The following is a 13,973-nucleotide window of genomic DNA, read 5'->3' as shown; positions in this document are numbered from 1 at the left end:
TCAGGGACGGGAGTACGGCCGGGTCATGATCTCCATGTTGTGGCCGTCCGGGTCGGCGAAGTAGGCGCCCTTGCCGCCGAACAGGTCGTTGGTGCGGCCGGGTTCGGTGTGGCTGGGGTCCGCGTAGTACGTGACCCCGAGCACCTCCAGGCGGGCGATCATGGCGTCGAACCGGGCCTCGGGCACGAGGAACGCGTAGTGCTGGGACTGGATGGGCCCGTCCCTGAACTCGTAGTAGTCGAGCGTCACGCCGTTGCCGAGGTCGACGGGGATGAAGGGGCCGAAGGGGGCGCCGACCTTCAGCTCCAGGACCGCCGCGAGGAACTCGGCCGACAGGTGCCGGTCCGTCGCGTAGACGACGGTGTGGTTCAACTGGGCTGTGGCCGTGGGGAGTTCGGGGGTGTTCGGGTGCTGCTGGTCATGTGACATCAGTGAGGTGTCTCCGGGTCTTCGGGTGCGCGACGAAAGGCGCGTGCCAACGCGCGCATGGACGCTCTGGGGCATGGCGCACGCACGCCTGGACGGCGCGCCTGCTGCAAAGACACGGAGAAAGGGCGGAGCTCTGGCCCGCCTCGCGCTCACGCCGAGGCCGGGAACCCCACTCGTGCATGGCCCAAGGCCGACCCGGCAGTCACCCGATCGACCCTAGTGGCGGGATGGGGCCGGGGCAACGCGGTTTCTCGGCCGAGCCCCGGCGGGATCCAACCCCTACCGCGCTGCCCGACCCGCTGCCCCCGCCCCACACCCCCGGCGTCAGTTCACCGACACCGCCGACCAGGCCGCCCCCACCGCCCGGTACTCCGAACTCCCCGCCCCGTACAGATCCTTCGCCGCGCTCAGCGTGGCGACCCGCGCGCCCGCGTACTTCGTCGACGACGTCATGTAGACCGTCAGCGCCCGGTACCAGATCGCGCCGAGCTTGGCCCTGCCGATGCCGGTCACCTTCGCGCCGTTGCAGGTCGTGCCGTTGTGGGCGACGCCGCCGATGGTCTTCGGGCCGCTGCCCTCCGCAAGCAGGTACGCGAAGTGGTTGGCGACGCCCGAGGAGTAGTGGACGTCGAGGTTGCCGACCGTCGAGGTCCAGCAGTCCGCGGAGTTGCCGTCCTTGGAGGGCCGGTCCATGTAGCGCAGGGCGGAGCGGCCGAAGCCGGACTTCACGATCTTCTCGCCGATCCGCCAGTCCCCGGGGTCGGCGGGGTTCTTGGCGTAGAACTCCACCAGCGTGCCGAAGATGTCCGACGTCGCCTCGTTCAGACCGCCGGGCTCGCCCGAGTACGTCAGCGCCGCCGTCTTGGACGTCACGCCGTGCGACATCTCGTGCCCGGCCACGTCCAGGGACACCAGCGGCCCGAAGGTCTTCCCGTCCCCGTCCCCGTACGTCATGCAGAAGCAACTGTCGTCCCAGAAGGCGTTGTTGTACGCGCTGCCGTAGTGCACCCGGTTGAACGAGCCCTTGCCGTCGCCCGCGATGCCGGTGCGCCTGTGGACGTTCTTGTAGTAGTCCCAGGTGGTGTCGGTGCCGTACTGCGCGTCCACCGCCGCCGAGGCACGGCTCGAAGTCGTCCCGGTTCCCCAGTGGTTGTCGGCGTCGGTGAGGACGGGCGCGGGGGCGCGCTGGTAGCAGATGATGAGGATGCAGGAGTCCGTCTTGTTCTTCGTGTCGCCCGTGTACGTGTTTCCCCGTGTGGGGTCGGAGAGTTGGTACGTCGAACCGGACCGCGTCGTCTGCAGCGGGACCTTGCCGCTGTAGAGGGAACGGCCGTCGCCGGTCGCCGTCTCGATGCTGTCCCAGGCGTCGATCTGCTTGCCGGTCACCGCGTCGGTGAGGACCACGCGGGCGACGGGGTTGCCGAGCGAGTCCTTGCCCCCGGCCTCGGTGCGCCAGGCCAGCTTCGGAGTGCCGTGCAGGGCGTCAACGACCAGCTGGGGCTTGGCAGTTATCTTGCGGAGCGTATCGCCGACGTTCGCGAGGCGCAGTGCCGCGGCGGCCAGGTCGGCGGCCTTCGGGGCGGACACCGACGGCGTGATGCTCGTGAGGGAGAGCGGACGCGTGGTGGCCCGGTCGGTGGACCGGTAGTCGCCGGCTGCCGTCAGATGGACCACGAAGTCGCCGCCCAGTACGGGGAGTTGGCGGTACGTCCGGTCGTAGCGCACATGCTGGGTGCCGTCCGCGTCGACGACCACGTCACGCGCCCTGGTGTCCTGCGCGGAGGTGAGGCCCAGCCGGGCGGCCTGGTCGGCGAGCACCGCCGCCGCGTTGCCGAGGACGGTGTCCCGGGCCGGTCCGTCGGCCGGCACCGCGCCCGGGGCCAGCGCCCCCGCCAGCAGAGTGGTGGCCGCCGCCGATATACCGACGGTGGCGAGGCGCGAGCCTCGGATGTGCCGTGTCCGACTCATCGAACTCCTCGGGAAGGCACGCGAAACGCGTGGTGGTGGGGGGAGTGGGGAGTGGCTCGTGGGGGTGTCCGCACAGTTCTAGGTGGCCCGGACCTGGCATGTCCATAGCGGACTGCCGGGGGATGTGTGGGGATGTGTGAGGGGTGAGAATCGTTTCTGCAAAGGTCAGAGGCCAAAGGTCAAAGGCCAAAGGTCCGGGCATGCGACAGCGACCCGGGAGAGGAGACCACCGGGTGAGCGGCCGACTGCCCTTCTTCGTCTACGGGACCCTGCGCCCCGGCGAGCACAACCACGACCTCTTCCTGCGCGGCCGTACGCGCTCGGAGGTGCCGGGGCGGCTCACCGGCGCGGTGCTCTACGACGGGCCCGGCTACCCGTACGCCGTCGAGGAACCCGGCGGCGTGGTGTGCGGAGAACTCGTCACGGCCGACCCCGACCGGTACGGCCAACTCCTCGGTGTCCTCGACCGGTTGGAGGAGTACGCCCCGGGTGACCCCGCCAACCTCTACGAGCGCGTGGCCAGAGAGGTGACCCGCGAGGACGGCACGGACGTACGGGCCTGGGTGTACGTGGCGGCCCCGTCGGTCGCGGCGGCGCTGCGGGCGCGGGGCAGGCGCATCGACGGGGGCGACTGGCGGACGCGCTGAGGCGGGGCATCACGAGACGCGGAGGGACCCGGTCAGAGCCGCAGGCCCGGAGCCCTCAGCCCCAAGGCCCAGCGGCCATCCCGACCCCGCACTCTAGGGATTGAGCCGCGCCGCCATCACCGCCACATCGTCCTCCGCCGTGCCGCCCGGGACGAGGCCGGCCAGGAGGACGGCCAACTGGTCCTCCAGGGAGCCGTCGCTGGGGAGGCGCTGGCGGGTGAGGCGGCCCAGCCACTCGTCGACGTCCTGTTCCCGGCGCTCGACCAGGCCGTCGGTGTAGAGGAGCAGGGTCCGGTCGGGAGCGCAGCAGCCGGTGACCATCTCGTAGCCGCCGAACCCGGTGCCCAGGGGCGGGCCCACCGGCACGGGGAACAGGCCGACCCTGCCGTCGGCGTCCAGGATCGCGGGCGGCAAATGGCCGGCGCTGGTGTAGAGGCACTCGCCGCTCTCCGGATCGGCCAGGACCAGCAGACAGGTGGCGGGACGGTCGGTGCCGGAGCGGGTGATCAGCTCGTCCAGGCGTTCCAGCATGGCGTGCGGTGGCAGGTCGTCGTCGGCAACGACGCGGAGCATCGCCCGGTAGTGGCTCATGGCCACCGCTGCCTCCACGCCGTGCCCCATCACATCGCCCATGGCGAGCAGCGTGCGACGACGGGACATCGGGATGACGTCGTACCAGTCGCCGCCCACCAACGCGCTGTCCCCGGCGGGCAGATAGCGCGTGGCCACCTCGATCCCGGGACGGGGACACAGCCCTTCGGTCAGCAGCGCGCGCTGCAGCTCCACCGCGATGCCGTGCTCACGGGCGTAACGGCGGGCGTTGTCGAGGCCGATCGCGGCGCGCCCCACCAGGTCCTGGGCCATCACCACGTCCTGGTGCTCGAAGGGCGGCGAGTCCCCGACCCTGACGAGCACGACCACTCCCATCAGATGGCCGCGCGCGGTCAGCGGCACGACCAGGTCGGAGTGGACACCGACCGCACGATGGGCGGGGAAATGTTCCATGTCCGGTATGGAACGGCTCAGTTCCTCGGCGCTGAGCTGGTTCTCCACCACGGGCCGGCCGCTGTCCAGGCAGCGCTGGACGCTCGACCCGTGCCGATAGCTCAGCTGCTCGCCCACGGTCGCGCGGATCTCCACCAGGTAGTCCTGGAGATGGGGCACGGCCGCGACCCCCGCCATACGCAGCAGGACCGGACCGTGGCGCTCGGGCGGCGAACGGTGTTCGGGCGGCGGGCAGCGTTCGGGGAGGTGCTCCGAGCCGTGCGGGGCCGGGTACATCATCACCGCGGCCATGTCGGTGAGCTCCGCGGAGAGGAAGCCGGACAGCTCGGCGCAGGTGTCGTCGACGCGGAGCGTGGTGCCGATGCGGGTGGCGGCGCGGTCCAGCAGGGCCAGCCGCTTCCGCACCCGCTCCAGCTCCCTGTGCTGATGCCGAACGCCGTTGATCACCATGATGACCACGGCCACGCCCACGACGTCCCCGTCGGCCTCGAGACGGTGGTACGCGCCGCGCCAGCTGTGGTGCTCCAGGCCCGCCCCGGACAGCGTCACGCCGTCGTTGATGCCCTCGCGGGAACGCCCGTCGGCCAGCACCTCACGCAGTACGCCCTTGCCGCGACCGGTGAACGGCAGTACCTCCTCGACGGCCCGGCCCAGGTGTTCCTCGGCGGGCTTCCCGCTGAGCCGGGCCAGCGCCGGGTTGACGTACAGATAGCGGAGCTCGGGATCGAGGATGCCGACACAGGCGGGGGTCGCGTCCAGCACCCCCAGCAACAGTCCGTCGCCCAGGCGGTCCATGAATCCATCCTGAACCGGGCCACGCACCCACGCATGTCGGAGATACCCCGGGGGAGTTCCTGGCGGGCAGGAGCGGTGGCCGCCGCTCCTGCCCCCGGCCCTGCTCAGGAGAATCCGCGCCCCTGCTCAGCAGCCGCGCCCTCGCTCAGGAACTGCACTCCCGTTCAGGAGCCGCTCCCACTCAGCACACGTACGCGTAGTACGGGACGTCGCCCGGGTCCAGACCGATGCGTCCGACCCCGCCGGGGCCGATCTGGATACAGCTCGGGTCGAAGCCGTCGACTTCGACACTGGCGGAGATCGTGTAGCTGCACACGTTGTGGATGTCGGCCCAACCGTTGCCGTAGGCGCCGAGCTTGGCGCATCCCGGCTCCTTCGCCGCCGCGTCGTCGTCCGCCACGGCGGTCGTCATGGCGGCCGGAGCCGAGAACAACGCGGCCGCCATGGCGGCGACGAAGGCGGTACGCAGACCAGTCATCATGTGTCCCTTCTCTTGGGCCCGTTCGGATCCGAGCCCTTGAAAAAGACACTAACCGTAATCAGTTGATTACAGAGCGCTGCGTAATCGTATTCACGCGGCAGGGTGACAGGCGCGCGTCAAACCCGGCGGACCGCGTGATCTGCGTCTCGTCGACTATCGGCCACCCGCCGCCAACGCCCGTTCCACGCCCGGCTCTTGGGGCCCGAGGAAGTGGGGATCCGGCTCGAAGACCGCGTCCAGGAGCGCCTTCCCCGCCGCGAGGACCTCCCGGGCGCCGCCGTAGTACCAGGTCGCGTCGTGCACGGCGTCCACCCCGACTCCGTACGACGTGACGCCCGCCTCCTCGCAGAGCGCGACCGCACGCCGGATGTGGAAGCCCTGGCTGATCAGCACCGCCTTGTCGACGCCGAAGATCTTCTTGGCGCGAACGCAGGAGTCCCAGGTGTCGAAGCCCGCGTAGTCGCTGACGATCCGCGCGTCGGGCACGCCACGTTCCGTGAGGTACGTACGCATGGCGTCCGGCTCGTCGTAGTCCTCGCGGCTGTTGTCGCCGGTGACCAGAAGCACCTTCACGCGCCCGTCCCTGTACAGCTCGGCCGCCGCGTCCAGCCGGTGCGCGAGGTACGGCGACGGCTCGCCGCGCCACAGCCCCGCCCCGAAGACGACCGCCACCTCGGTGCGCGGCACGTCCGCCGTGGTCCGCAGCCGGTCGCCCGCGACCACGTACATCCACGTCGACGGAAGCAGCGCGAGGACGCACCCGGCCATCACGGCCTGCACGGCCCGGCGCTGCCCTGTCCGGGTGCGCGGCAGACGCGGTCTCGGCAGGTGCGGTCTCGGCAGGCGTGGCCGCGGCAGCTTCGGCAGCTTCGGACGACGCATCGGACGGTCCCTCCCCAGGTGGCCTCGACCCTGAGGACGCGCGTTACGGTGATCCGGTTCGCCCGGCGCACAGTGACCAGCTTCACCCGGGGAGGCATAACCGCAGGTCGCCGCGCCTCACAGACCCCGTACACCCCACCGTGAACCGCCGGAAAACACCCGTCATTCCGGCGCAACGGGGCGGCAACCTCCGACCCGCACCATCGGTGCATGACGGCGTCGAACCTTCCTCGCGACGAGTCCCAGCCCCGCACCGGCGGCCAGCCGCCGCGTGGCGTCCACCTCGACAGTACGGCGCAACTCATGAACCGGATCGGCAGCCAGCTCGGCAGCCAGCTCAGCCTCGTGTCCCTCAACGGCACCCGGCGTCCCGCCCCGCCCGCGCTCGTCCTCGTGGGCCACGGCAGCCGCGACCCGCGCGCCCTGAGCACCGTCCGGACCCTCCTGGCCCGGATCCGCGACCTGCGCCCCGGCCTGCCCGTGCACCTGGGGCACATCGAGCTGAACGAGCCCCTGCTGCCCGACACGCTCGCGGGCCTCGGCACCGGCGAGGCCGTCCTCGTACCGCTGCTGCTCAGCCGCGGTTACCACGTCAAGCGGGACATCCCCGAAGCCGCGGACGCCGCGCGGGCCCACGCCCGCGTCGCCGCGCCGCTCGGCCCGCATCCGCTCCTCGTGGAGACGCTGTACGAGCGTCTGACGGAGGCCGGCTGGCGGGCACCCCGGGACGAGGCGGAGCGCCGGGCGAGCGGGGTCGTCCTCGCCGCCGCCGGATCCCGCGACCCCGACGCGGCCGTCGACACCCGCCGCACCGCGGGCCTCCTGGCCGAGCGGCTCGGCGTCCCCGTCCTCCCCGCGTACGCCTCCGCCGCGGCCCCCACCGTCCCCGAAGCCGTCCGCGCCCTCGCCGCCCGGGGCCGCCACCGCGTCGCCGTCGCCTCTTACTTCACGGCCCCCGGCCGCTTCTCCACCGAGTGCGCGGCAGCGGCCCCGTGGATCGCCTCGGCTCCCCTCGGCGCCCACCCGTCAATGGCCCACCTGATCCTCCACCGCTACGACCAGGCGCTCGCGACCTCGATCACCACGACGACCCCCGCCCTGGCCTCGGCCTAAGAGACAGGCGTCGGCGCCTCCGGGTCTTTGGGTCCCCGGCAGACGCGCAGGCGCAAAAGACCCGCGCCCCAATTGTCAGCCGCTCCGCTTACTGTTCAAGACATGGAAGGCACCAGCACCGAAACCACCCAACACCCGTACGAGCACCACATCGCACCCCCCGGCTACGACCCCACGTCGGTGGAACGTTGGGCCACGGAGCCGGACAAACGCCCCGGCCGCACCGCCTTCCAGCGCGACCGTGCCCGCGTCCTGCACTCCTCCGCCCTGCGCCGCCTCGCCGGCAAGACGCAGGTCGTCACCCCCGGCACCCGGAGCCAGGTCTGGGACGCGAGCCCCCGCACCCGTCTGACCCACTCCCTGGAGTGCGCCCAGGTCGGCCGCGAGCTGGGCGCCGCCCTCGGCTGCGACCCCGACCTCGTCGAGGCGGCCTGTCTCTCCCACGACCTGGGCCACCCGCCCTTCGGGCACAACGGAGAGCAGGCACTGAACGAGTTCGCGGAGGACTGCGGCGGCTTCGAGGGCAACGCCCAGTCGCTCAGACTGCTCACCCGCATCGAACCCAAGCGCTTCGTGACGAGCGAGGTGAGCGGCGACCTCGTCAGCGTCGGCCTCAACCTCACCCGCGCCGCCCTGGACGCGGCGACCAAGTACCCCTGGCCGCGCGGCGCCCACCCGGCCGACCCGAAGTCCCCGAAGTTCGGGGTCTACGACGACGACCGCCCCGTCTTCGACTGGGTCCGCGAGGGCGCCCCCGGCACCCGCACCACCTTCGAGGCCCAGGTCATGGACTGGGCCGACGACGTGGCGTATTCGGTGCACGACGTCGAGGACGGCCTCCACGCGGGCCACATCGACCCCAACTGCCTGCACGCGGAGCCCGAGCGGCAGGAGATCTTCGCGGTCGCCGTCGGGCGGTACGTCCCGGTGGACACCGACCCCGCCGAGCTCGGCGAGGCCCTCGACCGTCTCCTGGACCAGGAGTGGTGGCCGCACGGCTACGACGGCTCGGCGGTCGCGCAGGCCCGGCTGAAGGACGCCACCAGCCAGCTCATCGGCCGCTTCTGCCTCGCCGCGGAGGGCGCCACGCGCGCGGCGTACGGGACGGGCCGGCTCACGCGGTACGCGGCCGAGCTGGTCGTCCCGCACGCGGCACGCCTGGAGTGCGCGGTCCTGAAGGCCGTCGCCGACCGGTATGTCATGCAGCGTGCCGAGCAGGAGCGGCTCCGCGCCGACCAGCGGATCGTCGTCGCCGAGCTCGCGGAGGCGCTCACCGCCCGCGCGCCGGACGGCCTGGACCCGCAGTTTCGAGCCCTGTTCGACCAGGCGCCGGACGACCGTGCCCGCAAGCGGGTGATCGTCGACCAGATCGCGTCCCTGACGGACGCCTCCGCGCGATCACTGCATGCGAGGCTCACGGGGTAGCTGTGGCGTCCGGACGGGGAGGGCGTGACCCTGCGTGGCCTGATCGGGCCACTCCCTCTTCCCCCATCACGCTCCGTGCGGGACGCTCGCATGTGGCGACATCCTTACGAGGAGGCATCAAGTGGTCGACGCAGATCAGACATTCGTCATCGTCGGAGGCGGGCTGGCCGGCGCGAAGGCGGCCGAGACGCTCCGGGCGGAGGGCTTCACCGGCCGCGTGATACTGATCTGCGACGAGCGCGACCACCCGTACGAACGCCCGCCGCTGTCCAAGGGCTATCTGCTCGGCAAGGAGGAGCGCGACAGCGTCTTCGTCCACGAGCCCGCCTGGTACGCGCGCAACGACGTCGAGCTGCACCTCGGCCAGACCGTCGACGCCATCGACCGGACCGCCAAGACCGTCCGCTTCGGCGACGACGGCACGCTCGTCCACTACGACAAGCTGCTGCTCGTGACCGGCTCCGAACCGCGCCGCCTCGACATCCCGGGCACCGACCTCGCGGGCGTCCACCACCTGCGGCGCCTGGCCCACGCGGAGCGCCTCAAGCACGTACTGACCGCCCTCGGCCGGGACAACGGCCACCTCGTCATCGCGGGCGCGGGCTGGATCGGCCTGGAAGTCGCCGCCGCCGCCCGTGAGTACGGCGCCGAGGTCACCGTCGTCGAGCACGGGCCGACCCCGCTGCACTCGGTCCTCGGCCCCGAGCTCGGCCAGCTCTTCGCCGAGCTGCACCGCGAGCACGGCGTCCGCTTCCACTTCGGCGCCCGGCTCACCGAGATCACCGGCCAGGACGGCATGGTCCTGGCGGCCCGCACGGACGACGGCGAGGAGCACCCCGCGCACGACGTCCTGGCCGCCATCGGCGCAGCCCCGCGCACCGGCCTCGCCGAGGCCGCGGGCCTCACGATGGTCGACCGCGAGCAGGGCGGCGGCATCGCGGTCGACGAGCAGCTGCGCACCTCCGACCCCGACATCTACGCGGCCGGTGACGTGGCCGCCTTCCACCACGCGCTGTTCGACACCCGCCTGCGCGTCGAGCACTGGGCGAACGCCCTGAACGGCGGCCCGGCGGCGGCCCGCGCGATGCTGGGCCGCGAGCTGACGTACGACAGGGTGCCCTATTTCTTCTCCGACCAGTACGACGTGGGGCTCGAGTACTCGGGCTGGGCGCCCCCGGGCACGTACGACCAAGTGGTGATCCGGGGAGACGCGGGCAAGCGCGAGTTCATCGCCTTCTGGGTGAAGGAAGGACGGGTGCTGGCCGGGATGAACGTGAATGTGTGGGACGTCACGGACCCGATCCAGCAACTGATCCGGACCCGGACCCAGGTGGACTCCGAGGCACTCGCGGACCCGCACGTTCCGCTGGACAGTCTGGTCCCATGACCGACGGCGGCGCTCGACTGTCACACCGTCCCCGTAGAATCCATGCGTGGCTGGAAGGATCAACGACGAGGACGTGAAGGCTGTTCGGGACGCGGTCCCGATCGACGCCGTGGTCTCGGAGTACCTCCAGCTGCGCAACGCGGGCGGCGGAAACCTCAAGGGTCTCTGCCCCTTCCACGACGAGAAGTCGCCCTCCTTCCAGGTCAGCCCGAGCAAGGGGCTCTTCCACTGCTTCGGCTGCCAGGAGGGCGGCGACACCATCACGTTCGTGATGAAGGTCGACCACCTCACCTTCTCGGAGTCGGTCGAGCGCCTCGCCGCCCAGGCGGGCATCACGCTGCGCTACGAGGAGGGCGGCTACAACCCCTCCAACCAGCGCGGCGAGCGCATCCGCCTTGTCGAGGCCCACAAGATCGCCGCCCAGTTCTACATCGAGCAGCTCGACACCAGCTCCGAGGCGGACACCGGCCGCAAGTTCCTCGCCGAGCGCGGGTTCGACCAGGCCGCGGCCACCCACTTCGGCGTCGGCTACAGCCCCCAGGGCTGGGACCACCTCACGCGCTACCTCCGCGGCAAGGGCTTCAGCGACAAGGAGATCCTCCTCTCCGGCCTCGCCCAGGAGGGCCGCCGCGGCCCCATCGACCGCTTCCGGGGCCGCCTCATGTGGCCGATCCGCGACATCGGCGGCGAGGTCGTCGGCTTCGGCGCCCGAAAGCTGTACGAGTCGGACAACGGCCCGAAGTACCTGAACACACCCGACACGCCGATCTACCGCAAGTCCCAGGTCCTCTACGGCATCGACCTCGCCAAGAAGGACATCGCCAAGAGCAGCCGGGCGGTCGTGGTCGAGGGCTACACGGACGTGATGGCCTGCCACCTCGCCGGCATCACCACGGCCATCGCGACCTGCGGCACGGCCTTCGGCGGCGACCACATCAAGATCCTTCGACGGCTGTTGATGGACAACGGCTCGGCGCGCGTGATCTTCACCTTCGACGGCGACTCGGCCGGCCAGAAGGCCGCCCTGCGCGCCTTCGAGGACGACCAGAAGTTCGCCGCCGAGACGTACATCGCCATCGCCCCGGACGGCATGGACCCCTGCGAGCTGCGCCTCGCGAAGGGCGACGCGGCGGTCGCCGACCTCGTCGAACCGCGCACCCCGCTCTTCGAGTTCGCCCTCCGCCAGATCATCCTGCGCTACGACCTGGAGACCCCCGCGGGCCGCGCGGCCGCGCTCGACGAGGCGGCCCCGATCGTCGCCCGCATCAAGAACAGCGGCGCCCAGCACGAGGTCGCCGTCCAGCTCGCGGGCATGCTCGGCATCCTCGACACACAGTTCGTCGTCAAGCGCGTCGCCCAGCTGGCCCGCTGGGCCCGCGACCGCGGCGGCAAGGGCCCCGCGCCGGCGGGCAACGGCCGCCCCCCGCAGAGCTACGAGAACAGCGGCCCCAGACCGTCCTCGGGCCCCGCCCTGACCCTCCGCAACCCGGTCTTCGCCACCGAGCGCGAGCTCCTCAAGCTCGCCCTCCAGCGCCCCGACCTCGTCTCCCCGGCCTTCGACGCGTACGGCGTGGACGAGTTCACCGCCCCGCCGTACGCGGCCGTCCGCGAGACGATCATCGAGGCGGGCGGCGCGGAGTACGGCGTCCAGGACCCGCAGGAGTACCTGATCCGCGTCCGCGAGGCCGCCACGGACGACGCGGTTCGCGCCATGGTCACCGAGCTGGCCGTCGAGGCCATCATGCGCAAGACCGTCGACGAGCACTACGCGGGCGAGCAGCTGGTCACGGTCCGCCGCCGCGCCGTCGAGCGCCGCGTCCGGGACGTCCAGGGCGCCCTCGCCCGCGCCAGCGCCCAAGGGGACCCGGTCCAGCTGGCCGCCGTGCAGAACGAGTTGTGGGTCCTCCAGCAGTACGACCAGGCCCTGCGCGAGAAGGGCGCGGGCGCGCTCTGAGACGGTCGGCCCGCGCTCCGGGACGAGGGGACGTGTGAGACCCGCGCTCCGAGGAGGTCAGTCCCCGGCCGGGTTGTACGGCGCACCCGGCGGCTGCCCGTCGAACGTCGGCGTCACGGCCCGCACCAGCCGGTCGGTGAACTCCCGCTCGGCGTCCGCGAACCGCGGATACTCCGTGACGAAGTGCTCCCACTCCACATACCCCAGCGACTCCACCAGGTCCTCCAGGAAGACCCCCTCGCGGTACTGCCGGGGCCACTCGCCCGACAGCCGGAACACCTCGTGCAGCAGCTCGTGGCGCAGCGGGTGCCGTTCGGCGAGGAGCACGGCGTCGTACAGGTCCTTGCCCTGTGCGTGCATGTCGTTGACCAGCCACATCAGCTTCCAGGCCAGCGACAGCCCGGGAGTCGCGGCCCACACGACCGTGCCGCCCGGCAGCTCCACCGGCTCCGGCTCCTCGGGCAGCCGCTCGTTGAAGACGAAGTCGAGCTGGACATGCCCGCCGGGCAGACCCGGCGCACCCCAGGGCAGCACCATGCGGCGCCCCGGCACCCGGTCGTACGTCCAGATGTCCTCGACCACCGCACCCCGCGCCGAGATGCCGACCTCCCGCCCGCGCTCGTCCGCCAGCGCCTGGGCGGCCTCCGCGATCCCGGCGAGCATCCGGGCGGTACGCCCCTCGTCGACCCGCCAGGTGCGCGGTACGACGACGAAGTCCAGGTCGCCGGGCTCGCGCGCGGCGTCCCCGAACCACGCCGACATCAGCACACTGCCGCGCAGCACCAGCGACTCGACCCACTCCGAGCCGGCGATCGCCGCGAGCACGAGATCCAGCGCCCGGCGCCGCGCGGACCGCCAGGCCTCGCCCCGGGCCGGGTCGGAGAAGCCGGGGTCGGTGGCCCGGTAGGCGTTCTGGTGGTGCTTCATGGCCGGGTCGAAGACCGGCCGCTGCATCGCGTCGTCCGCCTCCACCCAGTGCAGCGTCAGCGGCAGGTCCTGCGCCCGGCGGGTGGCCTCGTCCAGCGGCTCCCGGGGTATCTCGACGCTCCGCCAGCCGAATTCCCGCCATGTCCCGCTCATCCCAGCACCTCCTCGGTCGCTCTCGGTACCTGCATCCGCGCCACGGGCGCCCCGGCTTCCTCGATCCACCCGTCGTCGACCGAGAGATCACTGTCGTGGAGCACGAACTCCCGCTCCACATCGGCCACTTCGAACCTGTCCAGCTCCGCAAGCAGCAGCTCCAGCAGCCGTCCGGCCCCCTCCGCGTCCACGCCCCGGCACCGCTGGGTCACGAACCGCTCGTGCCGCCCGCCGGTGCCGTCGATCTCGCGGTCGCTCACCCGCCGGGCGTTCCACGAGAGATGGGCGCCGTGCGGGACGACCCGCGCGGCGAGGGCGTCGAGGTCGGTGTCCGCGTCGAGCAGCAGCTTCACGTGATGCTCGAAGTACCGCTCGTCGCCGTACCGTTCGTCGCTGCCGGTTCCACAAGGTTCGCGCGGTACCTCGGGGGCCCACGGGGACGACTCGATCTTGACGCGTACGGGCACGAATCCGTCGGCCCGCAGACGTGCGGCGACTTCCCGGGCCCGGGCCGATTCGGCGGCGTACGACGGGGAACCCGTCAACGTGACCATCGGCTGCGAAGGCATCCGGCCGCGTGCCAGCACGATGTGCGTCAGCTTGAGACCGGCCCCGGCCGCCCAGCACCGCAGCCGTTCCGATTCGGCGGCGCTGTCGCAGCGGACCGTCACGTGAGTTTCGTATTGGGAACCGGACACCCGGGGATCGTGCCAGATCAGGATGCGAACGGGCACGCGAGTTTTCCGCGAGGGTAACCACGCGGTCACGGACCGGACTCAAAAAGTCACCGCACGCCCCTCGTGGCGA

Annotated in this window: 12 protein-coding genes; 5 read left to right on the top strand and 7 right to left on the bottom strand. The window is 71.6% G+C overall.

What is annotated here, in order from left to right; genetic code table 11:
- Both ACN20J_RS17110 and ACN20J_RS17105 read right to left on the bottom strand, forming a co-directional pair.
- Positions 1-429 carry a VOC family protein gene (locus ACN20J_RS17110; protein ID WP_419666239.1) on the bottom strand — a complete coding sequence of 143 codons (429 nt, stop codon included), beginning with the start codon at positions 427-429 and terminating at the stop codon, positions 1-3.
- 324 nt (positions 430-753) lie between these two features.
- Positions 754-2,397, bottom strand: coding sequence for a M4 family metallopeptidase (locus ACN20J_RS17105; RefSeq protein WP_419666238.1), 1,644 nt, complete (start codon positions 2,395-2,397; stop codon positions 754-756).
- A gap of 233 nt (positions 2,398-2,630) precedes the next feature.
- Between ACN20J_RS17105 and ACN20J_RS17100 the strand changes: the two genes are divergently transcribed.
- Complete coding sequence (locus ACN20J_RS17100; protein WP_419666237.1) at positions 2,631-3,044, top strand: gamma-glutamylcyclotransferase family protein; 414 nt, start codon at positions 2,631-2,633, stop codon at positions 3,042-3,044.
- A gap of 93 nt (positions 3,045-3,137) precedes the next feature.
- Here ACN20J_RS17100 and ACN20J_RS17095 read toward each other — a convergent pair whose 3' ends face one another.
- The 3 genes from ACN20J_RS17095 to ACN20J_RS17085 form a co-directional block, all read right to left on the bottom strand.
- Positions 3,138-4,844 carry a SpoIIE family protein phosphatase gene (locus ACN20J_RS17095; RefSeq protein WP_189837979.1) on the bottom strand — a complete coding sequence of 569 codons (1,707 nt, stop codon included), beginning with the start codon at positions 4,842-4,844 and terminating at the stop codon, positions 3,138-3,140.
- 181 nt (positions 4,845-5,025) lie between these two features.
- Positions 5,026-5,325: a hypothetical protein gene (locus ACN20J_RS17090; RefSeq protein WP_189837980.1), complete on the bottom strand. Its 300-nt coding sequence runs from the start codon at positions 5,323-5,325 to the stop codon at positions 5,026-5,028.
- Positions 5,326-5,478: 153 nt separating this feature from the next.
- Complete coding sequence (locus ACN20J_RS17085; protein ID WP_189837981.1) at positions 5,479-6,207, bottom strand: SanA/YdcF family protein; 729 nt, start codon at positions 6,205-6,207, stop codon at positions 5,479-5,481.
- A 210-nt stretch (positions 6,208-6,417) separates the two neighbouring features.
- Here ACN20J_RS17085 and ACN20J_RS17080 point away from each other — a divergent pair, with 210 nt between their 5' ends.
- The 4 genes from ACN20J_RS17080 (at position 6,418) to dnaG (ending at position 12,086) form a co-directional block, all read left to right on the top strand.
- Entirely contained in the window at positions 6,418-7,320 is a 903-nt protein-coding gene (locus tag ACN20J_RS17080; RefSeq protein WP_189837982.1) for a sirohydrochlorin chelatase, read from the top strand.
- A gap of 102 nt (positions 7,321-7,422) precedes the next feature.
- The gene (locus ACN20J_RS17075) at positions 7,423-8,745 is read left to right on the top strand and encodes a deoxyguanosinetriphosphate triphosphohydrolase (RefSeq protein ID WP_189837983.1); all 1,323 of its coding nucleotides are present in this window, start codon (positions 7,423-7,425) and stop codon (positions 8,743-8,745) included.
- A gap of 121 nt (positions 8,746-8,866) precedes the next feature.
- Positions 8,867-10,132 (top strand): NAD(P)/FAD-dependent oxidoreductase, encoded by a 1,266-nt coding sequence (locus tag ACN20J_RS17070; RefSeq protein ID WP_189837984.1) that lies wholly within the window; start codon positions 8,867-8,869, stop codon positions 10,130-10,132.
- A gap of 46 nt (positions 10,133-10,178) precedes the next feature.
- Positions 10,179-12,086 (top strand): DNA primase, encoded by a 1,908-nt coding sequence (gene dnaG, locus ACN20J_RS17065; protein ID WP_189837985.1) that lies wholly within the window; start codon positions 10,179-10,181, stop codon positions 12,084-12,086.
- Between the two features lie 57 nt (positions 12,087-12,143).
- On the opposite strand, the gene ACN20J_RS17060 is transcribed toward dnaG, so the two are convergent.
- Both ACN20J_RS17060 and ACN20J_RS17055 read right to left on the bottom strand, forming a co-directional pair.
- Complete coding sequence (locus ACN20J_RS17060) at positions 12,144-13,166, bottom strand: nucleotidyl transferase AbiEii/AbiGii toxin family protein (protein WP_189837986.1); 1,023 nt, start codon at positions 13,164-13,166, stop codon at positions 12,144-12,146.
- The gene (locus ACN20J_RS17055; protein ID WP_189837987.1) at positions 13,163-13,864 is read right to left on the bottom strand and encodes a hypothetical protein; all 702 of its coding nucleotides are present in this window, start codon (positions 13,862-13,864) and stop codon (positions 13,163-13,165) included. Before ACN20J_RS17055 ends, ACN20J_RS17060 begins: the two co-directional genes overlap by 4 nt.
- Between the last annotated feature and the right edge of the window lie 109 nt (positions 13,865-13,973).

The sequence above is a fragment of the Streptomyces sp. 2-1 genome (assembly GCF_048564895.1).
Classification (GTDB): Bacteria; Actinomycetota; Actinomycetes; order Streptomycetales; family Streptomycetaceae; genus Streptomyces; species Streptomyces phaeochromogenes.
This window is presented reverse-complemented; position numbering and strand designations above follow the sequence as displayed.